Source organism: Nonomuraea sp. NPDC049750, from assembly GCF_040659625.1.
In the GTDB taxonomy this organism is placed as follows: Bacteria; Actinomycetota; Actinomycetes; order Streptosporangiales; family Streptosporangiaceae; genus Nonomuraea.
In genome coordinates, this window is the sequence record NZ_JBFANB010000031.1 from 63,435 (window position 1) to 85,817 (window position 22,383).

Annotated in this window: 17 protein-coding genes; 10 read left to right on the top strand and 7 right to left on the bottom strand. The window is 68.7% G+C overall.

The features are described from left to right. Positions 1-2: 2 nt before the first annotated feature. The 3 genes from AB0J16_RS47465 to AB0J16_RS47475 are packed head-to-tail and all read right to left on the bottom strand — an operon-like array spanning position 3 to position 3,048. On the bottom strand, positions 3-812 hold the full coding sequence (locus tag AB0J16_RS47465; protein ID WP_358552563.1) for a carbohydrate ABC transporter permease: 810 nt from the start codon (positions 810-812) through the stop codon (positions 3-5). Beyond that, positions 809-1,720: a sugar ABC transporter permease gene (locus tag AB0J16_RS47470; RefSeq protein ID WP_358552565.1), complete on the bottom strand. Its 912-nt coding sequence runs from the start codon at positions 1,718-1,720 to the stop codon at positions 809-811. The genes AB0J16_RS47465 and AB0J16_RS47470 overlap by 4 nt, the downstream gene beginning before the upstream one ends. Then, the gene (locus AB0J16_RS47475; RefSeq protein WP_358552567.1) at positions 1,720-3,048 is read right to left on the bottom strand and encodes an ABC transporter substrate-binding protein; all 1,329 of its coding nucleotides are present in this window, start codon (positions 3,046-3,048) and stop codon (positions 1,720-1,722) included. The genes AB0J16_RS47470 and AB0J16_RS47475 overlap by 1 nt, the downstream gene beginning before the upstream one ends. A gap of 134 nt (positions 3,049-3,182) precedes the next feature. Between AB0J16_RS47475 and AB0J16_RS47480 the strand changes: the two genes are divergently transcribed. Further along, positions 3,183-4,226, top strand: coding sequence for a LacI family DNA-binding transcriptional regulator (locus AB0J16_RS47480; RefSeq protein WP_358552569.1), 1,044 nt, complete (start codon positions 3,183-3,185; stop codon positions 4,224-4,226). Between the two features lie 116 nt (positions 4,227-4,342). Here AB0J16_RS47480 and AB0J16_RS47485 read toward each other — a convergent pair whose 3' ends face one another. From AB0J16_RS47485 to AB0J16_RS47495, 3 genes are all read right to left on the bottom strand, one after another. Further along, the gene (locus AB0J16_RS47485; RefSeq protein WP_358552571.1) at positions 4,343-5,608 is read right to left on the bottom strand and encodes a glycoside hydrolase family 16 protein; all 1,266 of its coding nucleotides are present in this window, start codon (positions 5,606-5,608) and stop codon (positions 4,343-4,345) included. A 145-nt stretch (positions 5,609-5,753) separates the two neighbouring features. Further along, entirely contained in the window at positions 5,754-7,376 is a 1,623-nt protein-coding gene (locus AB0J16_RS47490; protein WP_358552573.1) for a protein kinase, read from the bottom strand. Between the two features lie 109 nt (positions 7,377-7,485). Further along, positions 7,486-8,322, bottom strand: a complete 837-nt coding sequence (locus tag AB0J16_RS47495) for a hypothetical protein (RefSeq protein ID WP_358552575.1) — start codon at positions 8,320-8,322, stop codon at positions 7,486-7,488. 379 nt (positions 8,323-8,701) lie between these two features. On the opposite strand from AB0J16_RS47495, the gene AB0J16_RS47500 reads away from it, so the two are divergent. The 6 genes from AB0J16_RS47500 to AB0J16_RS47525 all read left to right on the top strand — a co-directional run bounded on the left by AB0J16_RS47500 (position 8,702) and on the right by AB0J16_RS47525 (position 16,504). Next, entirely contained in the window at positions 8,702-9,550 is an 849-nt protein-coding gene (locus AB0J16_RS47500; RefSeq protein ID WP_358552577.1) for an NlpC/P60 family protein, read from the top strand. Positions 9,551-10,265: 715 nt separating this feature from the next. Then, a complete protein-coding gene (locus AB0J16_RS47505) occupies positions 10,266-12,164 on the top strand; it encodes an ABC transporter ATP-binding protein (RefSeq protein WP_358552579.1) in 1,899 nt (632 codons plus the stop codon). Positions 12,165-12,408: 244 nt separating this feature from the next. Beyond that, positions 12,409-13,695: a S1 family peptidase gene (locus AB0J16_RS47510; RefSeq protein ID WP_358552581.1), complete on the top strand. Its 1,287-nt coding sequence runs from the start codon at positions 12,409-12,411 to the stop codon at positions 13,693-13,695. Between the two features lie 88 nt (positions 13,696-13,783). Next, positions 13,784-14,680 carry a LysR family transcriptional regulator gene (locus AB0J16_RS47515; protein WP_358552583.1) on the top strand — a complete coding sequence of 299 codons (897 nt, stop codon included), beginning with the start codon at positions 13,784-13,786 and terminating at the stop codon, positions 14,678-14,680. Between the two features lie 76 nt (positions 14,681-14,756). After that, positions 14,757-15,695 (top strand): alpha/beta fold hydrolase, encoded by a 939-nt coding sequence (locus AB0J16_RS47520; protein ID WP_358552585.1) that lies wholly within the window; start codon positions 14,757-14,759, stop codon positions 15,693-15,695. Further along, positions 15,692-16,504: an LLM class flavin-dependent oxidoreductase gene (locus AB0J16_RS47525; protein WP_358552587.1), complete on the top strand. Its 813-nt coding sequence runs from the start codon at positions 15,692-15,694 to the stop codon at positions 16,502-16,504. The genes AB0J16_RS47520 and AB0J16_RS47525 overlap by 4 nt, the downstream gene beginning before the upstream one ends. Before the next feature lie 4 nt (positions 16,505-16,508). Here the strand turns inward: AB0J16_RS47525 and AB0J16_RS47530 are convergent, their stop codons facing one another. Beyond that, positions 16,509-17,549: an NAD(P)-dependent alcohol dehydrogenase gene (locus AB0J16_RS47530; protein WP_358552589.1), complete on the bottom strand. Its 1,041-nt coding sequence runs from the start codon at positions 17,547-17,549 to the stop codon at positions 16,509-16,511. A 214-nt stretch (positions 17,550-17,763) separates the two neighbouring features. On the opposite strand from AB0J16_RS47530, the gene AB0J16_RS47535 reads away from it, so the two are divergent. The 3 genes from AB0J16_RS47535 to AB0J16_RS47545 are packed head-to-tail and all read left to right on the top strand — an operon-like array spanning position 17,764 to position 22,347. Beyond that, positions 17,764-18,633, top strand: a complete 870-nt coding sequence (locus tag AB0J16_RS47535) for a branched-chain amino acid ABC transporter permease (protein WP_358552591.1) — start codon at positions 17,764-17,766, stop codon at positions 18,631-18,633. 10 nt (positions 18,634-18,643) lie between these two features. Further along, entirely contained in the window at positions 18,644-21,223 is a 2,580-nt protein-coding gene (locus AB0J16_RS47540) for an ATP-binding cassette domain-containing protein (RefSeq protein ID WP_358552593.1), read from the top strand. Beyond that, positions 21,223-22,347, top strand: coding sequence for an acyl-CoA dehydrogenase family protein (locus AB0J16_RS47545; RefSeq protein WP_358552595.1), 1,125 nt, complete (start codon positions 21,223-21,225; stop codon positions 22,345-22,347). Before AB0J16_RS47540 ends, AB0J16_RS47545 begins: the two co-directional genes overlap by 1 nt. The last annotated feature ends 36 nt before the right edge of the window (positions 22,348-22,383 follow it).

The window sequence follows — 22,383 nt, forward strand, 5'->3', positions numbered from 1 at the left end:
TGTCAGCCCTTCAGGCCACTACGAGAGATGCCTTCGATGACGTATCGCTGGGTCAGACTGAAGAGGATCAGGACGGGGATGCTGGCCAGCACCGCGCCCGCCATGATCACCGGATAGTGGATCGTGTACGCGCCCTGCAGGATCGACAGGCCCGGCGGCAGCGTGAAGTACTCCGGGCTGAAGATCACGTAGATCGGCCAGATGAAGTCGTTCCAGTTGGACAGGAAGCTCAGCACGGCCAGCGTGGCCAGCGCGGGCCGCGACAGCGGCAGCGTGATCCGCCAGAAGATGTGCCAGTGGTTGGCGCCCTCCATCAGCGCGGCCTCGTCCAGCTCACGCGGCAGCCCGACGAAGAACTGCCGCAGGAAGAACACCCCGAACGCGCCCGCCGACCCCGGCACGATGAGCGCCGTCAGGCTGTCCAGCCAGCCGAGCTGGTCGACGATCAGGAACTGCGGGATGAGGAAGACGAACCCCGGCACCAGCAGCGTGCCGACGATCATCGCGAACATCAGCTTCTTGCCGCGGAACTCCAGCCTGGCCAGCGCGTACGCGGCCAGCGACGACACCGCGAGCACCAGCAGCATGTGCCCGGTGGCGGCGATGACACTGTTGGCGAACCAGCGCAGCACCGGCGTGTCCGTGGTGCCCTGGAAGACCGTCCCGTACGCGGACGTCGTCGGCTCGGCGGGCAGCAGCGTGGGCGGCACCCGGGTGGCCTCGGTCTGCGTCTTGAACGACACGCCCAAGGCCCACACCAGCGGCCCCACGAACACCACGGCGAGGGCCAGCAGGCCCGTGTACCGCTTCATGACCGGGTCCTGAACAGCCGGAAGTTGACCACGCTGATCAAGATCAGCAGCAGCGTGAGCAGGTAGCTCATGGCCGAGGCGCTGCCCATCTTGTACTCCCTGAGCCCCTGCTGGAGCATGTACATGATCGCGGTCCGCGTCTCCCCGCCCGGTGCCCCCTGGGTCAGCAGGTAGGACTGCCCGAACATGTTCGCCGAGGCCAGGATCGTCGTCGTCACCACGAACAGCGCGACGGGCCGCAGCCCCGGCAGCGTGACGTGGACGAACTCGCCCCACCGCCCCGCGCCGTCCACCTTCGCCGCGTCGTAAAGCTCGCGCGGGATGTCCTGCATCCCGGCCAGGTAGATCACCGCGTTGAAGCCGAGCGTCCACCAGACCGTCACCCCGACCAGCGCGATCCAGGCCCACGGCGTGGCGGTGGTCCAGGGGATCGGCGTGCCGAGTATCCAGGCGACCAGGCCGAGGTTCGGGTCGAGCAGCAGCCGCCACATCAGGCACACCACCGCCACGCCCAGCACGAACGGCGCGAAGAACAGCCCCCGGAAGAACGTCCTGCCCCGGAAGGGCCGGTTGAGCAGCAACGCCACCCCGAGCGGCAGCACCACCAGGAATGGCACGCTGAACAGGGTGAAGATCCCGGTCGCCCGCATCGACATCCAGAAGTCGCCGTAGACGGGCGACTGGGCGTCGAACAGCGCCGTGTAGTTGTCCAGGCCGACGAATGGCTTGCCTTCGAGCATGTAGTCCCAGTCGTGCAGGCTCACCCAGATCCCGAACAGGGCCGGGGCCAGCACGAACACCGAGAACAGGATCAGGTACGGCGCCAGGAACAGGTAAGGCGTCGCCTTGCCCGACCGGGGAACGCGCACCTCCCGCTCCAGCGTCTCTTCCGCCGAGATCGCGACCATCAGGCGCCGTACTTCTTCCGATTGGCCTCAAGGATCTTGTCGGCCTTGGCTGCGGCCTCCGTGAGCGCGTCCTTGGGGCTCTTCTTGAGCAGGATCGCCGCGTTGATCGCCTGGTCGACAGCCGCGAAGGCGTCCCCGATGCCCGCCACCGACGGCGGGAAGTACAGGTAGTCGATCTGGGTGCCGATCGTGGCCTGCTCCTTCAGCGCCGCGAACTCCGCGCCGTCGCGGATCGACTTGCGGGCCGGCACCTGGCCGCCCTTGGCCCACTCCAGCGAGTGGCCGCTGATCCAGTTGATGAACACCTTGGCCGCGGTCAGCTTGTTCTGGTCGGGCGTACGCTGCTTGAACACCACGAACTGGTGCGAGCCCGCCCACGCCGCCGGCTTCGTCCCGATCTGCGGGAGCGGCGCGACGCCCCACTCCAGGTTCTTGATCTCCTTGAGCGTGTTGATGGACCAGATGCCGTTCCAGTTGAAGGCGGCCTTGCCGTTCTGCAGGGCGATGAAGTCGGCGTCCTGGCCGACGTTCTTGGGGCTGTAGCCCTTGTTGACGAGGTCGACGAGCCAGGTCAGGGCCTGCACGCCGGGGTCCTCGGCGAAGCGCGAGACGCTGGCGTCGTCGGCGAAGTGCTGGCCGCCGTTCTGGTAGAGCAGCGACCCGAACTGCATGCTTCCGGTGAACGGGAACGGCGTGGCCCAGTGCCCCTGAATGCCCGCCTTCTTCAGCGCCTCCAGCGCCGTCATGTACTCCTCGCCGGTCTTGGGCGGCTGCTCCGGGTCGAGCCCGGCCTGCTTCATGACCGTCTTGTTGTAGAAGAAGCCGAGCGGGTGCACGTCGAGCGGGATCGAGTAGCGCGCGCCCTTGTAGACGCCGGCCTTCCAGACCGGCGGGGAGAAGTCCGCCTCGGTGAGGCTGAGCGCGTTGGCCACGTCGTCGAGGGGCAGAACCACCTGCCGGGCCGCGTTGGTGGCGACGCTGTCGACGTGCATGATGCCGATGTCAGGGCCTTGACCTGCGGAGACGGCCGCGGGGACCTTCGCGTAGTAGTCCTCCCACTTGTAGACGTTCATCGACACCTTGATGTTCTGGTGCTCGGCGTTGAACTGGTCCACCAGCTTCTTCATGACCGGGCCGTCGCCGCCGGTGAAGCCGTTCCAGAACTTCAGCGAGACCGCGGCACCGGTGTATTCGGTGGGTGCCGCCGTGGTGGCCGGCGCCTGCGCCTGCTTGGGGCCGCCGCCTCCGCCGCAGCCCGCCGCGCCGATGACCAGCGCACCGAGGCCCAGTCCCAATGCGTGCCGCCTGGAGAGGTTGTCGAGGGACATGCCAGATCACTCCTGCCCGTGAGGTTACGGACGTTCTACAACGTTGGTTCCAACGTTGTAAATTACCTGGCGCCAGTTCGTTACATCGTTGTAAACCAGGTAGGGTTCGCGACGGCGAAGGGGGCGAGGAGGGCATGGTGCGGCCGAGGCTGAAGGACGTCGCCGAACTGGCCGGGGTGTCGATCAAGACCGTGTCCAACGTGGTCAACGACTATCCCCATGTCAGCGGCGAGACACGGGCTCGGGTGGAGGCGGCGATAGCCGAGCTCTCCTACCGGCCGAACCTGTCGGCGCGCAGCCTGCGCCAGGGCCGCTCCGGCGTGGTCGCGCTGGCGGTGCCCGACCTGGACAACCCCTACTTCGCCGAACTGGCCACGAACGTCATCGAGGCGGCCGACCGGCGCGGCTGGACCGTGCTCATCGACCAGACCCAGGGTGACCGGGCCAAGGAACGCGTGGTGATCTCCGGGATCCGCGACCACCTCATCGACGGGCTGCTGTTCAGCCCGCTCGCGCTCACGGGCAAGGACCTGGCCGGGCGCGATGAGCGTACGCCGATGGTGCTGCTCGGGGAGCGCATCGGGATGGGCCGCTCGCCCTACGATCACGTCGGCATCGACAACGTGGCCGCCGCGCGGGCGGCCACCCTGCACCTGGCCGAGCGCGGCGCGCGCAGGATCGCCGCCATCGGCGTGCAGCGCACGGCCGTCGCCGCGACGGGCCGCCTGCGGCTGAAGGGCTACCAGCGGGCGCTCGCCGAGGCCGGCTTCCCCGCCGACCCGTCACTGGTCGCGCCGGTCGCCCGCTGGGGTCGCGCCGACGGCGCCGAGGCCATGAGCCGCCTGCTCGACTCCGGCGCGCCGGACGCGGTCTTCTGCTTCAACGACACCCTCGCGCTGGGCGCCCTGCGAACACTGCTCAAGCGGGGGTACGAGGTGCCGGGCGGCGTGATGGTGATGGGGTTCGACGACATCCAGGACGGCCGGTTCGCCACGCCCACACTGTCGACCGTGGCGCCCGACAAGGCGCAGATCGCGCAGGCGGCGGTGGACCTGCTGGCCGAGCGGCTGAGCGGCGGGACGGAGAAGGCACACGAGGTGTGCGTGCCGCACCGACTGGCTTTTCGGGAGAGTACGGATTTTCCGGGGGAAGGGCATTCCTTGCGGCTCGCAAGGTAGGTCTGAACGCCGTTGCTACGGCCGTGGGCGGCGGTACGCCGGAGCAGGCCAGGGCCATCGCCGCCGACTGCGGCCTGCCCGCTCCTCCTCCGGCGACCGCCCGATAATGTGAACCCTCAGTGGTATTGGGTGTAGGTGGTGGAGTACATACGAATCCAGTCGACGTCCTGTCGCGCCGGGCGCATCAGCGTGCCGGTGGCGGGGAACATGTCCATCTGGGCGCCGCCGTTGGTGGAGTTGAAGTAGTTGATCGCGGCGTTGACCGTACACATCAGGTTGCCGTCGACGTACCACTTCACCGAAGTCGGCTGCCAGTCGACGGCGTAGTTGTGAAACTGCGTCGAGTCCACGCCGACCGAACAGTTGCTCTGCGTACCGTCATGGTGGACGAACAGATCGACCGTGGGCGAGGCCACATCGCGTTCGGCGAAGTCGATCTCCGCGTTGGGGTAATCGTCGTCGTTCTCCGGCCACAGCAGCGGGACCGCATGGTAGCGCTGACCACCGTTGCCGGTCAGCGGCACCGCGCGTTCCCTGACCTCGACCCGGCCGTACTTGAAAGGTTGCATCCGGCTGTACAGGCCACCGGTCTTGCCGTCCGCGGTACCGGTGACCGACAGGTATCCACCGCCCTCGGTCGTCTGTGACGCGCATCGCTGACCGTGGCCGTTGTAGCCGGGCGAGCATCCGGTCGTCTGGCCGGGATCGGCGCCGAACAGGCCCCATTTGGTGAGGTCCACCGATGTCCCGTCGTACTCGTCGGATTGACTGGCCACCGGGGTGCCCCAGCCGTAGCGGACCGATGCGAGGGCACTCGGCGCGGCCGATTCGAGCCGGTAGTCGCACTTGGTGGCCTTGAAGTCGGTGCCCGTCGTGGTGCCGAAGTCGCCTTGCTGCAGCACGTGCGCCGAGGTCGCGCCGGTCGGTGCCGTGAGCGTGGCGGTCACGGGAGTCCACGTGCCGCCGGTCTCGGTGGAGGCCGGCAGGTTGGCGATGGGTCCTTGCTGTTCGCTGAGGTAGTGACCACTGTTGTTGTACCACTCGACCACTATCCGGGCGGTGCCGGAGCCGTACACGACCCGGTCCTGTGCGGAGAACGTCCAGATCTGGCCGGCGGCTACCGCCAGTTGCGGCATGTAGAAGGAGCGTCCGCCGGTGTCGAACGCCCAGTTTGCCCCGGACAGGTCGCCGACCGGGTCGCGGGTCACCCAGCCGCCGTCCAGAGAGCCCCAGCCATCGAGGTTGGAGGCGAGTACCGGGTTGCCGCACTCGTTGGTCGTGGCGGCGGCGGGCAGCGGGACCGCGGCGGTCACGAGAGAGGCCAGCATCACGACGGCGCTGCCGATCGCCGCCAGGTGTAGCCGGAGATGGGGATACTTCATGGCAGGCTCCCACTCGGTTCGAGGTTGGTGAGTGTGCTCTTCCGCGCAGTGAATGCCGCGACCGGCCGGGTGCGACAGTGCGGGGCTGCACTTCCGCTCCCGGCCGGGGCATTCCTGGGAGTACCGCCCTTGAAGGCGTGGGGTCCTAAGCGGGTGGGCCGGGGCATTGGTTCGGGGTCGCACTGGCGACTCGATGCACTTTGACGCCGGCCAGCACGGTGCCGGACTTCACCAGAGCCTGAACCTCGCCGACCGTGAGTTGAGTGTCGTGGAAGCGTCTGGCGCGCTCAAGCTTCACCGCGACCAGCTCGACGCGGAAATTCTGCCCTACGCCGCCCTCGTTCTCGCCACCGAAATAATGTGCCCCTTTCCACGTGGCGAGCGCGCTGGGATTGTTGTAGCCGAAGACGACCTCGACGTATTTGTTGGGGTCGCCGTTGACGAGATTCTGCTTTGCCAGGATCAGTGTGGTGTCGGGCGGAAGCGAAGCAGTGCCGGAGAAGTAGGAGCAATATTTCACACCTGAGCCATCGGCCGGCGAGATGATGGTTCCGGTGGCTTTCGCCGCGTCGCCGGTGGTGCGGCTCGGCGTGGATCGCGTCGGAGCGGCACCAGTGCCGCCGCTGAGCGAGGGCGGGGCGGTCCGGCCTTGGCCGCCGCCGTCGGGGGTACGTGCCAGCAGCCCCGGCAGGAATACCCCGCCCGCGGCGACGACGAGGCTCACTGCGACGATCGCGAAGGCGAGCCATCGCCGGCGTAGGCGCGCCGGCGAATGTGGGCGGCCGGCCAGGTCACCCTCGGGCAGCTCGCCATAGCCGCCGGCGCCTGCGGGAACGGCCGCCTCCAGCAGGCCGCGGCTCCAGCTTCGCAGGTCGGCGGGACGGCGGGACGCGTCGCCGTCCAGAGCGCTCAGGATGTGCGACGCGAGGTGCCCAGGGTCCTTCACCCCGGAAAGTCGGGCCACGGCCGCCAACTCGCGCTCGATGTGCGCCAGGGCGCCGGAGGCGTCCGCGGCCGGCGGGTCCTGCCCCGTGAGACAGAAATAGGTGAGCGCGCCGAGCGAGTAGACGTCCGCCGCCACGGCCCGGGGCAGGTGCGGTGCGGCCAAGGCCTCGGGCGCGGTGTAGGCGGGCGTGTGCCATCCGGCGAGGTCGTGCCCGTCATCGATGAGACGCAGGGTGCTCACGTCGATGAGCACCAGATCACGCTCCGGGTGCACGATGCAATTGGTGGGCTTCACGTCCCGGTGCAGGCTCGGGTTGCCGCCGGACCGCGTCACGGACGCGAGGCTGGCAAGTGCCTCGCCGGCCTGGGCCACGTATTCGAGGCGCCGGCGGATCGTGTCGTCGCGCGCCGGGATGCCCGCCAGCAGCGCGTACAGTGTCGGGCCCTCGACCCACTCCATGACCAGGTACGCCATGGACTCGGCCGAGGTGGCGTCTCCCGCCCGCGCGCCGCCGGCCGGGTGGGGAGGCGCGCCGAGGAAAACCTCGTCGAGCCGGACCACATGGTCCAGCTTCAGATGCCGCAGCAGTACGGCGTGGTCGCGCCAGCGCTGCTGATCACGCGCCGAGGGCCAGTCAGGCCCGGCGTCGCGCGGCGGCCTCAGCAGTTTGATCGCCAGCGGGAGTGGTGAGGTCAGCTCACCCTGATAGCGGGCCTTCCAGGTGATCCCCTCACCGCCGGGTATTCCATCACCTAGCAACTCGTGCCGGTCGGGTGCTTCCGGCGGGCCGACGAACAGCCCGTTCGGTTCCTCGGCCGGCACGCTGATTCTGCTCGGCGCACCGCCGTGGACGCCGGCAGTGGGCGTGGGCTGCGGCAGATCCGGCGCGCCGCGGGTGACCGGATCGTCGTCCGGTCGGTCACGGTGGTGGTCAGAGTCCATCGTTTTCGACGCCCGGCTGCGGTTCGGACGGCATGGCGTGCAGATCCTCCACGCTGACGACACCGGTGCGCACGGCCCAACGCGCCAGCGCCCACCGGAAGTCGTCGTGCGGGATTCCCTCGTCGTCCGTGGTCAGCCCTGGGATGCCGTGGCCGGACAGGCTCTCCCGCAGTGACTTGACGACATTGCGGATGTACTGCGGCTGCCGGCCCAGCCGCCGTCCCATCTGCGCGTACGTCGCCGGAACCGCCTGTGGCCCGGCCTTGACCAGCAACGGCTCGCACAGTGCGGCGAGCACGAGTCGCTGCCCCCTGGTCAGGGTCATCGGCGATGTGACGGTCTTGGGAGCGCGGGTCGCCGCCTCGTCCCCGCTCCGGTCCGCACCCGGCGTCAGAGCCCGGGCGTCCACCCGCACGGTCATCGTCGAGCCGCTACGGCCGGCGAAGACGATGCTGAAGATCGGAAACGGCAGCGACGTGGTCGCCGCGCCCGGCTCCACGAGCCGGTCCTCACCGGCCGGTGGCCGGACGACGAGCGGTTTGTGGCGCGAGTCATTGCGTATCAGGACGCAGTCGTTGAGGACGATCAGTGAACCCGCTCGCCGCGACAGGTGATCATCGTCCGGGAAGCGCACACTGCATGCGCGGCTTCGGCCCAACGTCAGCAACTGTCCGCGCGATATGCGCCATTGTTTGCTGTCGAACGCCACGAGTACCGACTCGGCCGGCGTTGGCGAACTGTCTAGCTGAACATCCTTCATGTTGCGCGGCCGCCTTTCGGCGGTGGATCGGCCGCTTCTCCGACCTGCGGCGAACGCGGAACTCATTGATCGTGACTCATTATCGATCACCCGCCACCTCAGATAATAGCGGTCCTTATACGCCGCTGAGGCGCGGAATAACGAAAACGTCTACGCGGAAGCCGAATGGGATTCGGCGGGCTGTATGAAATGTTCTTGTCGTTATCACGTAACGGGCACCCTTGCAAGACGCCTATTCGGTCATGGCGTTTGGCGCCCCGTACATTTGTCGCGATCTTCGGTATGGGCCGGCGGTGGTGGAAGCGGCTGTCGTGCCGCGGCCGCGGCTGACCGAATAGTGCGGGGCTGCACTATTCGGTCAGCCGCGGGCACCCTTCACTACCGCTGAGACCACCTGTCACGGCAGGTCCAGTCAGCGATTCGGATACGAACCGAAGGAGCGATCATGAACATCCCGGCACGCGATCTCCCCAGCAGAGGCGGCACGCTGTCGACGGGGACCCCCTTCCGGCTCCGCAGGGTATCCGCCCTGCTCGCCGCCTTCAGCGTGATTTCGCTGATGTTCTTCGCATCACCGGCCGCCGCTCAGTCGAAGGGCGACCGCATCGGAGTGACGAACTTAGGCTCGACCGACTGGATCGAGTCCCCCAATCACGCCTACCGCCTCGTCATGCAGGGTGACGGCAACCTCGCGCTCTACGGACCGAGCGGCGTCCTGTGGGCGACCTACACCAACGCCGCCGCGAACAACGGCGCCTACCTCGCCAACCAGGGCGACGGCAACCTCGTGATCTACCGGCCGGATCGCAGCGTGGTCTGGGCCAGCCGGAGTCACGCCGCCGGCGGTGGGACGCTGATCATCCAGGACGACGGAAACGCGGTGGACTACGGCGCATCGGGCCCCTTCTGGACCACGTACACGAGCGGAGGGGCCAACAAGATGGCCGCCGCGGGTGCGGTCGCCTTCGCCCGCCAGCAGGTCGGCAAGCCCTACATCTACGGGGCGACCGGGCCCAACGCCTACGACTGCTCCGGCCTCACGTTCAAGGCTTACGGCAGCGTGGGGATCGTCCTGAACCGCACCAGCCAGGGCCAGTACCAGCAAGGCTGGTCGGTCAGCAGAGCAAGCCTGCAGCCGGGGGATCTGGTGTTCTACAACGGTGCCATGCCTGGTCACGTAGGTGTCTACGTCGGCAATGACGAGATAATCAATGCTCTCAACGCTGCCACCGGCGTCCGCTACGACTCCATCAACTACCCAGGCTCCATCACCGGCTTCCGACGCTACTCCTGAGACCTTCGCGCACTCGCGAGCAACAGTGCCCTCTCGGCGTAGCTCTCGCACGCGGAGACATGGCGGCGCGGATCTCGGAAATGGCGCACGGCCTGGGCGGCGACGCTCAGAACCGTCTGCCCCTTTTCGCCCAGACCGGTCCCCGACTCTCGGATCTACCTCAGCGCTCGTACATCCCGTCACCAGATCGGCCGACGTGCTCGCAGGTTCGAACTTCGTAGGGCGCGTTCCTTGACCAGCGCAAGAGCCTCCGACCAGCAGCGGCGGAGGCTCTTCGCTGTGCGGGGTGTGTCCAGTCGACTACGAGCGGAACCGACGTCGTTAAGTCCGTCCGCTGGCGGCTGCTCGAACCTGGTGGATCTGGGCAGGACGCGGTGCGCACCCGCCGGCCGAGGGCTGGTGGCGAACTCCTGAGCCGGTTTGCCATTGCCGGCAGGGAGGCCATGAGGAAGGTCTGAGGCGTTACTCCCAGAACTCGTGCGACGGCACACCGTCATCGCGCCGGAAGGTGACGCGTCCATGGGGGCCGCAGGGCCGATGCTGGGATTTGCCCGGGAATCATGCGTGTAGTCGCTCTGCCAAGCCGCGCACCCGCTTTTGGTGGGAGGCGCGACGGTCTTGCTCAACGTTCCCCAGAGGTTCTCACCAGGGTGGCGCGCCGCGTCTTTCCCCGCAGGTGAAGTCCCCTCGGATCTTAAGAACAGGAGCCGCCGACGTGGCTGATGAGACAGCCGTCAACGACACCGACGCTACTTCCCAACAGCACGCCGAGGAGCTGAGGTTCAACTACAACGGTGGCGACACCAGTGAGTTGGCCCAGCACCTGACCGGACGCAGCTTGAGCAGCCGCCTGCCGAAGCTGGTGCGCCGCTCCTTCGCCCTGGCCTGGACCGCGGACCCTCGCTCGACGCTCGTCTTGCTGACCTGCCAAGTGCTCTCCGGCCTGTTGGAGGCGCTTGGCCTGTTCGCGACGACCGCGACCCTCAGCGCGTTGATCTACTCCGTCCAAGATCCCTCACGCCTGCGCACAGCCCTGCCGTCGGTGTTCATCCTGGCCGCCGCGGCCGGACTGCGTGCGGTCCTGGGCATCGCGATCCAGGGTCTGTCGAACCGGCTGGGGCCACGAATCTCGCGGGAGGCCGAGTACCGCATGCTGGAGGCCGCCACCAACGCGGAGATGGCCGCCTACGATCACCCCGGATTCAACGACCGCTACGACAAGGCCGACCGAGGAGTAGAGGTCAGCCGGGAGATGATCGGCCAGTCGCAGAACCTGGTCTCCTCCCTCGCCACGCTGATCGCCGCGGCCGTGGTCATCACCGCGCTGGCGCCGCTCCTGCTGCCCCTGCTCGCACTGACCGCCATACCGCAGGCCCTGGCATCGGTCGCCGGCGAGAGGGTCACCTACCTGGCGACGCTGCGAACCTTCCACGATCGGCGCATGCTGAACATGCTGCGCTGGCACCTGACCCACAAGGACCAGGCCGACCAGATCCGTACCGACACGTTGGCGCCTTACTTGCTGGAGAAGTACCGGGTCAGCGGCGCGCGGGTGGATCGCACCAACGACCAGGCCGCCTGGCAGCGCGCAAGGATCAGCTTCCTGGGGTCCACCGTCAGTGGCCTGGCCTCAGCGCTGATGTGGGCCGGCGTGATGGTGCTGCTCGGCACCGGACACATCAGCGCGGCCGCGGCCGGCACGCTGGTCTTCGCCCTGCGGTCGGCCGCCGGCGGACTGCACGGCATCGTCGGATACGGATCCGATCTCATGCGCACCGGCCGGTACATGGACGACTGGGAATCCTTCATCGAGGAGGCGGCCGGGCAACGCCTGGACCGGGGGGCCATCGTGCCGGCCCGTCCCCTGCATGTCGCCCTGCATCAGGTCACCTACCGCTACCCCGAAGCCGACCACGACACCCTGCACGAGGTGGACTTCGAGGTCCGTCAAGGGGAGATCGTCGCCGTGGTGGGCGAGAACGGCTCCGGCAAGACCACGCTCATGAAACTGCTGTCCGGGCTCAACCTGCCCACCCAAGGTGTGGTCACCTGGGACGGCGTCAGCACCCGCGATCTGGACCCGCACGCCCTGTGGAAGCAGTGCGCGGTCGTACCGCAGGAGTTCGCCCGCTGGCCCCTGACCGCCCGTGAGAACATCCACCTCGGTCAGCCCCAACGCGAGGCGGACGACGCCGTCCGGCGCGCGGCCACCGCCAGCGGCGCCGACGCGGTGATCAGTGTGCTGCGCAGCGGCCTGGACACCCTGCTTGCCCGCGAATGGTGGGGCGGCCAGGCCCTGTCCTCAGGACAATGGCAGCGCATCGCCGGAGCCCGGGCCATCCACCGCGACGCCGGCCTGCTGGTGATGGACGAACCCACCTCCGACCTGGACCCACGCGCCGAACACCGGATCTTCACCGGGCTGCGCCGGCTCGCCCGAGACCGAGCCATCGTGCTGGTCACCCACAACCTGGCCAACACGATCGTCGCCGATCGAATCGTGATCCTCGAAAGTGGGCGCGTGACCGCCGAAGGCACATTCCCCGACCTGACATCCCGGCCCGGGCTCTTTCGCGACCTGTGGCTCCTGCAACAAGATCGCGCCAACTCCTGACAGCCAGACCCCGATTCGCGAACGCACAAGCATGCGGCCGGTACGGAAGCCACTACCTCGCGCCCGGCGAGCGCTGCCGTTGGGCGCGGTGACGGGGCGCATGAAGCGGACAGCCGTCATTCATACCCCTCTTCGTACGCCGATACAGCACCCGTGAAGAATCCATCCACTTCTAATCCACAGCCGCCTGTCAAAGTCAACGCGAAAGATCTGACCGCCCAGAGCAGAGAAAGGTACGGCCCGCGTGCGAAGAAGAGCGAGCTGGAGACTGGCCACCGCATTCAGCCTGGTCGTCGTCGCCGGCCTGGTCGCCGTTCCTGATACGGCGCTGGCCGCTCCCGCTATCCGGCTGTCCGCGCCCGCGAAGTTACGGGTGGCGGACGTTCCCGGTTCTGTCGACTACCTGACGAGGAAATACGGCATCAGCGTCGACGAGGCGATGCGCCGGCTGGAGTTGCAGCGAACCTCGGGGGCTCTGCACACCGTGCTCGCCCGCGACCATGCCGACACCTATGCGGGGTCCTGGATCGACCAGGAGAACGGTGGCGTGCTGGTCATCGCGAGTACCGCCGCCGAGGCGCTGGTCCCCGCGCTGAGCGCGGTCCCGGACCGGAACCACGTCCGCGTCGTGGCCGCGCGGCACTCCCTCAAGGAGCTGAAGGCGAAGGCCGCCGACGTCGGTGCCCGTCTCGGGCTCACGCCCGAGCAGGCGCCGGTGATCAACGAGCAGAAGAACCGCGTCGAACTGCACAACCAGGCCGCGGCCGCGGTACGCGGTTCGGCCGGCCGGCTCGCCACAGCCGGCGACCTGGACGTTACCGTGATCGATCCGCCGACCATCACGCCCCAGCGGGGGCCGTGCGAGATCCAGGCGTGTTTCCCTCCGATGCGCGGCGGCTTGCGGCTGGACCTCTACGACGTGAACTACAACAAGCTCAAGGGCGACTTCTGCACCAGCGGCTTCAATGTGAAGGGGTCGAACGGGTGGAAGTACACGCTTACGGCGGGACATTGTCTCATCGGTGAGAGCTATTACACGAAGCACACTGACGTGTTCGTCGGCCGCCGCGAACCCTTGACCAGGAACTCGGAATATCCGGCGGATGGAGCCCTCATGCCGTTCGTCACCAGGGGCTTCACTGAATACGTTAAAGTCTGGGCGATATGGCCGTATAACACGGTGATCCACTACAGCACCAAGGCATTCCCGATATTCGGAATGTGGGCGTATGACGACGTCCGTGTCGGCTGGGTGGTGTGTTCGACCGGCGCGCGGTCGGACAACACCAGGTGCGGTGACATCACGAAAAAGGATGGCGGCTTCCAGTCGAACATCTGCACCCAGTCCGGGGACAGCGGCAGCCCGCTCTACAGCGAGGTCGACAACAAGGCCTACGGGATCCTGCACGGGTCTTCGGGGCTGGGCTGCTGGACCGGTAAAACGTCGTACTGGTCGTCGCTGACGAACATCTTCAATATGGCGAAGAAATCCGGTCTTACCTTCGAGCTGGTCACCGACCCCGACCCGTGACAACAGGCCGCGCGCCCAGAAACGTCGAAGCATTAGGGGAAGCGATTATTTCCTCTCAATTCGATCGCTGTTCGCTATGCTCGACGTCATGGCTGACGTCGAGCTACGCCACCTGAGGACCATGGCCGCCATAGCCGAAGAAGGAACATTCGGGCGGGCGGCGGTTCGGCTTGGCTACACCCAATCGTCGGTGAGCCAGCAGATCGCCGCGCTGGAGAAGGCCGTCGGTGGCGCCGTCTTCGATCGGCCCGGAGGTCCGAGGCCGGTACGAATCACTCGCCTTGGCGAGGTGGTCCTGGCCCACGGACGCGATCTGCTCACCCGAGCGGAGGCGCTGGCCGACGCCGTCGATCGCTACAGGGCGGGTAGCGGCCGGATCGACATCGGCACCTTTCAGGGCGCGACCAACCTGATCCTGCCGGCCGTCGTGCGCCGGCTGCTGAGCGAACACCCCGGCTGCGACATCAGGCTTTCCGAGGTGGAACCGGAGGATCCACAGATCGGAGATCTTGACCTGTTGTTCCACTACGGCCGGATCGAAGGCGACGTCGAGCACGTCGAGCTGCTCGATGAGCCGTATCTCCTGGTGGCCGGTGCCGACGCGTTCCCCGATGGTCCAGTGCGGGTGGAGCTGCTCGACGATGCTCCGATGGTCGCCTGGCCTCCCACCTATCACCAAACATGGCTGGAGCGGGAGCTGGCCGGCGCCGGCGCGCGGCCACGGATCGTGTTCCGAACCGCCGGCCACGAAACCATCGTGTCCATGGTGCGGGCCGGCATCGGGTCGGCGGTGCTGCCGTGGCTCGCCCTTCACGGATCCGATGCCTGGTCCGACGACCGGCTCAGCATCCACCAACTGCGACCATCGCCCGCCACCACGTGGTACCTGTACTGGCCGGCCGGACGCACCCAGTCGCCGCTCGCAGTCCGAGCCATCGCCATCGCCGTCGAAGGCGCCAAAGAGCTGGCCGCCCGGATTCTATGAACATCGCCATAGGCGATCATGTTGATCGATAATCATCGCTTTTCACGATGGAGTCGCGTTACTTAGCCTTCCAGGCATGAACGCTCATCAATCCCATGGCGAGCAGCTCCTGTCGATCAACGACGTCGAGCTGTGTGTGGAGACCTTCGGAGACCGCGCGACCTCGGCGATCATGTTGGTGGCCGGGGCGGGGGCCTCGATGCTGTGGTGGGACGCCGAACTGTGCGAACGCATCGCCGCTCGTGGCCGGTTCGTGGTCCGGTACGACCATCGAGACACCGGCCGGTCGACCTGCTACCCGCCGGGACAGCCCACCTATTCCCTCGCCGACCTGGCCCTGGACGTGCTCGGCATTCAGGACGCCCTGGGCATCGAACGCGCCCACGTGCTCTGTCAGTCGATGTCCGGCGGGATTGGACTCATTCTCGGTGTGGACCATCCCGATCGGGTCGCGTCGCTGACGTTCGTCTCGACCTCGACCGGGGCCGACGACCTGCCGCCGCCGTCGAGCGATCTGGCCATGCCGGCCGAGCCGGATTCCTTCGACGCGGCCGCGCTCGTCGAGTATGTGGTCGCCGGCGCGAGGGCCTGCGCCGGTGGCTCGCCGTACTTCGACGAGGCCGCGATCCGCGCGTTGGCCGAACGTGACGTGGCGCGTGCCAGGAACTACGCCTCGACTCTGGCCAATCACTACGCCATCGAGTTCGACGAGCCGGCCCAGGGCGGCTTCGGCGACATCGCGGCGCCGACACTCGTGGCCCACGGCGACCACGACCCACTCCTGCCGCTGCCGCACGGCAAGGCGCTCCGCGACGCCATCCCCGGCGCCGAACTGCTGGTCCTGGAAGGGGCCGGACACGACCTGCCGCGCCCGGTATGGGATGACCTCGTGTCGGCCCTGATCCGACACACGGAACCGCCGGTACGGCGCACGGAACCGCCGGTACGGCGCACGGAACCCCCGGTGCGGCGCACGGAAGCCCTGGTACGGCACACGGAGGAAGGCCGCTCATGAACCGGCTGCGATCGGCGCTCTGGCTGCCGCTCTTCGACGACCTCGCCGACCCGCGAGAGGTCGCGCGCCTTGCCGCCGACGCGGAGGAAGCCGGCTGGGACGGCTGCTTCGTATGGGACCAGCTGTGCTGGCGAGCGCCGGTCCGGCAGGTCGCCGATCCGTGGATCGCGCTGGCGGCGATCGCGACGGCGACCGAGCGGCTGCGCCTCGGCCCGATGGTGTCGGCGCTTCCCCGTCGACGGCCGGCCAAGGTCGCCCGGGAGACCGCGACGCTGGATCGGCTCAGCGACGGCCGCCTGACCCTCGGCGTCGGCCTTGGCAGCGACCGTTTCGCCGGCGAGCTGTCCAAGACCGGCGAGCAACTCGACGATCGGCGGCGCGGACAGATGCTCGACGAGTCCTTGGCCATCCTGGCCGCCGCCTGGTCCGGCGAGCCGGTGCGCCATCGCGGCGAGCACTACATTGTCGACGACATCGCGTTCCTGCCGCGACCGGTTCAGCGGCCCGGCGTGCCGGTGTGGGCCGCCGGATTCCCGGGCAACGCCAAGCCGATCCGCCGCGCCGCCCGGCTAGATGGCTTCTTCCCGGTCAATCTCGAGCACCCCGACCAGCTCGCCGAGGTCGTCGCCACCCTCACCGAACTGCGCCATGGTGAGATGGACTCGTACGACATCTCCGTCAGTCTGCCGCTCGGCGTCGATCCGGAGCCGTACGCGAAGGCCGGGGCGACCTGGTGGCTGCCGGAGTTCGACCCGGGTGTACGGCTCGACGTCGTGCGTGGCGTACTCCGCGATGGCCCAGTAGGTTGACGCGTCAGTCGGGCGTCAGGACTGCGCGTCCCCTGAGCTCTCCGGCGCGCAGCCGGGTCAGCGCCTCATGGGCGGCGGACAGCGGAAACCGCTCGACCTCGACGTGCAGCGCCCCGGAGCGGCCGAGGGCGATCACCTCCGCGAGTTCGGGCAGAGTGCCCCAGAACGGCAGTGAGATCCGGCCGCCCGGGGGCAGCGGGCCCGGTTTGCGGACGGTCAGGTGCCCGCCTCCATTGCCGACGATGACGAGGTCACCGCCGGCGCGCAGGCTGGCGGCGGCCAGATCGACCGTTGATTGGCTGCCCGCGAAGTCGAGCACGACGTCAACGCCGCTGCCGCCGCTCGCCGCGCGCAGGACGCGGCCGGTATCCGGCGAAAGGCGGGTGCTCAGGTGGGCGCCGCACCTGTCGGCGACGGCCAGGGCCTCCTCGCGCACGTCGACGGCGAACACCCGGCTCGGCGTCAACGCGCGCAGGAGCTGAATGGCCAGGTGCCCGAGGCCGCCGACCCCGATGACGGCGACCGTGGATTCGTCGTCCAAGGACGCCCGGCACTGCTGGATGGCGTGGTAGGGCGTCAGGCCGGCGTCGGACAGCGGGGCGGCCTGCACAGGATCCAATTCGCCGATCGGCTGGAGGTGGCGGGCCGCCGGCACGAGGACGTAGTCGGCCATCCCGCCGTCGCGGCCCAGCCCCATCCCGGCCCACGGCAGTTCCGCTCGGCGGTCGCAGTAGTTCTCCCGGCCCGCCACGCAGCGCCGGCAGTCGCCGCAGCCCCAGGGGCCGTACACCACGTACCGATCGCCGACGGTGATCCCGGTGACGGCCGAGCCCACCGCCGCCACCCGGCCGGCGACCTCGTGGCCGAGGGTGAACGGCGCAGGGAAGGGCATGTCACCCGGACCCGCGTCGAGAACGTGCAGGTCGGAGTGGCAGAGTCCGGCGGCTTCCACGCGCAGGAGGACCTCGAAGTCTCGCGGGGCCGGCTGGTCGACGTCGGTGAGGACGGGCGGCCGGCCCCAGCCCGGCAGCCGGAGCGCTCTCACCGCGTCGTCCGATGCGCAGGGAGGCGGACCTCGGCTTTTGTCATGGTCGGCACCGGCATGGCGACACAGTAGCAAACTGAAGTTGGTTCAGTATCGAAGCCTGCCGAGAGGCTTGCTGGACGGCGGCTCGTCGTCTAAAGTTCTCGAACTGAGTTCATTTTGGGTTACAGGGCGCGGAGCGCGTGAGCCGCCCTGCGAGAGAGTGACGGTCGGAATGGATCAATTCCTGCTCGTCCTGGTAAGCGGCGTCGCCAGCGGCGCGATCTACGGGTTGATGGGCCTCGGCCTGGTGATCATCTACCGGGCGACGGACGTGGTGAACTTCGCCCTCGCCGCCCTGGCCACGCTGGGACTCTACGCGGCGATCACCTTCCGTGACAGCGGCGTCGCGATGCTCCTGTGCGTGCTCGCCGCGATCGCCGTGACCGCGCTGGCCGGGGTGGTCGTCCGAGAGGTGGTGATCCGGCCGCTGGGTCAGGGGCAGTTGTTCTCCGCGCTCGTGGTGACGATGGGTGTCTCGCTCATCGTCGAGAGCGTGGTGGACTCGATCTGGGGCACCCAGCCGAAGACCTTTCCCAGCCTGGTGGACGGCACCGTTCGATGGGGTGACGCGGCGCTGCCGGCGCAGAGCCTGGTGACCATCGGCATCGCGGCGGTGGCGATGGCGGCCGTCGCCTTCCTGTTCGGGCGCACCACACTGGGGTCGGCGATGCGGGCCGTCGCCGAGTCCGCCGACACCGCCCAGCTCATCGGCATCAGCGCGCAACGCGTCGCGCGGATCGCCTGGGCACTCGGCCTCGCTCTGGCCGCCCTCGCCGCCTGCCTCTACGCGCCCAGGTCGGGGCTGGTGCCCACGGTGCTGGCCGCGCCACTGTTCCGCGCGTTCGCCGGGATCTTCCTCGGCGGGCTCACGAGCATGTACGGAGCCGTCATCGGAGGTCTGACCGTCGGGGTACTGGAGAACCTCGCGGCCAGCTACGTCTCGGCCAGCTTCCGCGACACCTTCGTGTTCTCCTTCACCGTCCTCGTGTTGCTGATCCGCCCGCAGGGCCTGTTCGGCACACGCACCTTCCAGCGGGTCTGAGGAGCAGCACATGGTATTCACCCGCTCGAATCTCTTGCGGGCCGCGCTCGGGCCGGTCGCCGGGCTGGCCCTCGTCGCGCTGATGCAGTCCGGGGCGATACCGGCCTATCAGGCCTATTCGGTCGGGCTCGCCGCGGTCTACGCGATCGTCGTCCTCTCGGTCGGCCTGCTGGCCGGCTGGTCGGGGGTGTGGTCCGTGGGTCATCCCGCGTTCGTCGCGGTGGGCGCCTACTTCGCGGCGTACGGCGGTGCGCATCAGTGGCCGCTGGAGTGGGTGATCGTGGGGGCGATCGGGTCGTGCGCGCTGATGGGCGCCTTCCTCGGGTACGCCGGCGCCAGGTTCTCGGTGCTCTACATCGCCCTGCTGACGTTGGCGTTCAGCCTGGTGTCCCTTGAGGTGATCAACCGGTGGACCAGCGTGACCGGCGGCGACCAGGGCGTGGCGGTGGCCCCGCTTGACGGTGTGTTCGGCGCGGTCCCGAGTGGCGGCAGCGAGGCCCAGCATCTCGCGGTCCTCGTGGCGGGCGTGGTGTTCGCGGTCGCGGTCCTCGCCAGGTCGACCGCGCTGCGCATGCGACTGGTCGCCGCGAAGGCACACCCGCTGGTCGCCCGTTCCGTGGGCATCGTGCCGGAGGCGCAGACCGCTCTGTCGTTCGCGGTCAGCGCGGCGTTCACCGGCCTGGCCGGCGTGCTGCTGGGCCTGATCACCGGCTTCGTCAGCCCTGATACGTTCTCGCTGAACTTCGGTGTCACCATCATCGCGGCCTGCGTGCTCGGCGGCGTCGGCTCGGTGTTCGGCGCTGTGGTGGGCGGGGTCTACCTGGTATGGGTTCCGACGGTGGCCGACGCCGTGTCGGTGCCGCAGCCGGTGGTGCAGGGCGTGCTGCTGATCGCCGCGCTGATCTTCCTCCCCGGTGGAGTGGTCCCGTTCCTGGGCTCGCTGGTACGAAGGGCGCTGGGCAGGCGAGGCCCCGGCCTTCCCGACGGCGAGCACCACGTCAGCGCGACGGCCGCCGACAGCGGGGACGGCGCTCCCGCCACCCCGGCCAGGGACCGGCCGGCCGCGGACGACGTGGCGCCGTTGCTGGTCGTCGATGGCCTGTCCGTGCGATTCGGCGGTCTCAACGCCCTTGAGAGCGCGTCGCTCGACGTACGGCCCGGCGAGGTGCTCGCCATCATCGGCCCGAACGGCGCCGGCAAGACCACGCTGCTCAACGCCGTCTCTGGGCTCATCGGCGGCGCGCGGATCAGCGGCGCGGTCGACTACGCGGGTGCGAACCTGATGGGGACGAGGGCCACCGCACGGCGCAGGCTGGGAATCGCCCGCACCTTCCAGCACGCGGAGACCTTCTCGGAGCTCACGGTCGCGGAGAACGTGCTGTGCACCAAGCGCTGGGTCGGCACGGCGGACCGCGCCCGGGCCGATGAGCTGCTCGCCCGCACCGGACTGGCCGACGTGGCCGACCGTTACCCGGCCGAACTGCCGTTCGGGCTGCAGAAGCGCCTGGACCTGGCCCGGGCGATCGCCGAGGAGCCGAAGCTGCTGATCCTGGACGAACCGTTCGGCGGCCTGGACGCCACAGAGCGGCAACTGGCCGCCCAGCAGATCGTCCGCCTGCGGGCGCGGGGCGCCGCCGTCGTGATCATCGATCACGTTCTGGACGACCTCTTCGCCGTCGCCGACCGGGTGGTCGCCTTCGACTTCGGCAAGCCGATCGGTTCCGGCGAGCCGGGCGCCATTCTGGCGGACCCGAAAGTGCGCTCGTCGTACCTCGGCCTGACCGCCACGCGCGCCGAGTTGCCGGCCCGCGCCGACGAGAGCGTCGCCATCGCCCTGCGCGACGTCAGCCACCACTACGGTGGTGTCTCCGCCCTGCACGACGTCCACCTCGACATCGGCAAGGGCGCGGTCATCGGCATCGTCGGGGCGAACGGCGCGGGCAAGAGCACCCTCGGCAAGATCATTCACGGCTCGCTGCGCCCGTCGTCGGGGCAGGTGCGGATCGGCGAGCCTGGTGCGCGCCCGGTTCGCGGCAGCCTGGTCCCCGAAGGTCGTGCCCTCTTCAAGACCTTGTCGTTGCGGGAGAACCTCGAAGTGGCCGGTTACGCCGCAGGCGTCCATGGATCGGCCCTGCGCACCCGCCTCGACGAGACCGCCACGTGGCTGCCGGAGCGGCTGCGCGGCCGCCTGTCGGTGGCCGCGGCCGGGCTGAGCGGAGGAGAGCAGCAGATCCTGGCCATCGCACGGGCCCTCATGGCCCGGCCGGACGTGCTGATCCTCGACGAGCCCGCGCTGGGGCTGGCGCCGGCCCTGGTCGACGAGGTCTACGCCCGGATCAACCAGCTTGCCCGCGAGGGGATGACGATCGTGCTCCTGGAGCAACTGCTCAGCAGGGCGCTCACCTCCTGTCATGAGGTGGTGGTGCTGCACGAGGGCCGGGTGGCCGCGCGCGGAGACGCGTCGGACCCCTCGTTCGCCGAGACCGCGGAGCTGGCCTACTTCGGTGGGGAGGCCGCGACCTTGCTCAAGCTAAGTGAGCTCAAGCTAAGTGAGCTCAAGCTAAGCGATGTGAACGAACTGGAGGCCTGATGCTCGACGTCGATCCGGCGCTGCTCGGCGACACCGATGAACGCAAGCAGCTACGGGAGGTCCTGCGCGACTTCTTCACCGAGGCCGCCGCGTCGGAAGGCGTACGCGAGCACCTGGCGACCGGCCGCGCACACGACGCGGCACTGTGGGCGCGGATGGCCACGGAGCTCGGCGTCCAGGGCCTGGCGATACCGGAGGAGTACGGCGGGTCGGGCTTCTCGTTCGCGGAGCTCGCGGTGGTCTTCGAGGAGGCGGGGCGGGCGCTGCTGAGCGCCCCCTTGCTCTCCACCACCGTGCTCGCTACCTACGCCCTGTTGCTCAGCGGAGATCGCGAAGCCTGCGCCCGCTACCTTCCCGGCATCGCCGCGGGCACCCTCACCGCGACGGTCGCGGGCTTCGACGACGACGGCGGCGGGATACGAGCCGCGCCGGGGAAGGGCGGGTGGACCGGCAGCGGGACGGCCGACTTCGTGCTCGACGGCTGCGGGGCCGACCTGATCATCGTCGCGGCGCGGACCGCTGATGGAGCCGGTCTCTTCGCGTGCGAGCCTGGTGGGGAAGGCGTCACCCGGACGGCCCGGACGGTTCTGGACGGTGCCCGGCCCCAGGCCCTGATCACCTTCGCGGACACTCCGCTCATACCGATCGGGCAGCCGGGGAACACCGCCGCGACCACCGGGCGGGTGCTCGACATCGGACGGGCCGCGCTGGCCGCCGAGCAGGTCGGCGGGAGCGCGCACGCGCTCGACGCGAGCGTGTCGTACGTGCTGCAGCGCCGTCAGTTCGGCCGGCAGATCGGCTCGTTCCAGGCGATCAAGCATCGGCTGGCCGACCTGCTGGTCGAGATCGAGGCGGCACGGTCGGCCGCGGTCTACGCGGTGGCGTGCGTCACCGCCTCGTCGCCGGATCTGCCGGTGGCGGCCAGTACGGCGAAGGTGGTCTGCTCCGGCGTGTACAGCCGGGCGACGGCCGAATACGTGCAACTGCACGGCGGGATCGGGTTCACCTGGGAGCACCCCGCCCACCTATATCTACGCCGCGCCCGAGCGGCGGAAGTGTTGTTCGGCACGGCCGGTGACCACCGGGCGCGACTGGGCGGTCTGCTCGGCCTGAACGGGCTCTGACAGGCGATATTTCGCACAATGCCCGCTATTGACAGG

What these genes read in the sequence shown, in the direction of transcription:
- AB0J16_RS47500 (WP_358552577.1), top strand. Translation starts at nt 8,702, where the DNA reads ATGAACATCCCGGCACGCGATCTCCCCAGCAGAGGCGGCACGCTGTCG.
- AB0J16_RS47470 (WP_358552565.1), bottom strand. Translation starts at nt 1,720, where the DNA reads ATGGTCGCGATCTCGGCGGAAGAGACGCTGGAGCGGGAGGTGCGCGTT.
- AB0J16_RS47465 (WP_358552563.1), bottom strand. Translation starts at nt 812, where the DNA reads ATGAAGCGGTACACGGGCCTGCTGGCCCTCGCCGTGGTGTTCGTGGGG.
- AB0J16_RS47545 (WP_358552595.1), top strand. Translation starts at nt 21,223, where the DNA reads ATGCTCGACGTCGATCCGGCGCTGCTCGGCGACACCGATGAACGCAAG.
- AB0J16_RS47480 (WP_358552569.1), top strand. Translation starts at nt 3,183, where the DNA reads ATGGTGCGGCCGAGGCTGAAGGACGTCGCCGAACTGGCCGGGGTGTCG.
- AB0J16_RS47520 (WP_358552585.1), top strand. Translation starts at nt 14,757, where the DNA reads ATGAACGCTCATCAATCCCATGGCGAGCAGCTCCTGTCGATCAACGAC.
- AB0J16_RS47535 (WP_358552591.1), top strand. Translation starts at nt 17,764, where the DNA reads ATGGATCAATTCCTGCTCGTCCTGGTAAGCGGCGTCGCCAGCGGCGCG.
- AB0J16_RS47475 (WP_358552567.1), bottom strand. Translation starts at nt 3,048, where the DNA reads ATGTCCCTCGACAACCTCTCCAGGCGGCACGCATTGGGACTGGGCCTC.
- AB0J16_RS47485 (WP_358552571.1), bottom strand. Translation starts at nt 5,608, where the DNA reads ATGAAGTATCCCCATCTCCGGCTACACCTGGCGGCGATCGGCAGCGCC.
- AB0J16_RS47540 (WP_358552593.1), top strand. Translation starts at nt 18,644, where the DNA reads ATGGTATTCACCCGCTCGAATCTCTTGCGGGCCGCGCTCGGGCCGGTC.
- AB0J16_RS47495 (WP_358552575.1), bottom strand. Translation starts at nt 8,322, where the DNA reads ATGAGTTCCGCGTTCGCCGCAGGTCGGAGAAGCGGCCGATCCACCGCC.
- AB0J16_RS47525 (WP_358552587.1), top strand. Translation starts at nt 15,692, where the DNA reads ATGAACCGGCTGCGATCGGCGCTCTGGCTGCCGCTCTTCGACGACCTC.
- AB0J16_RS47515 (WP_358552583.1), top strand. Translation starts at nt 13,784, where the DNA reads ATGGCTGACGTCGAGCTACGCCACCTGAGGACCATGGCCGCCATAGCC.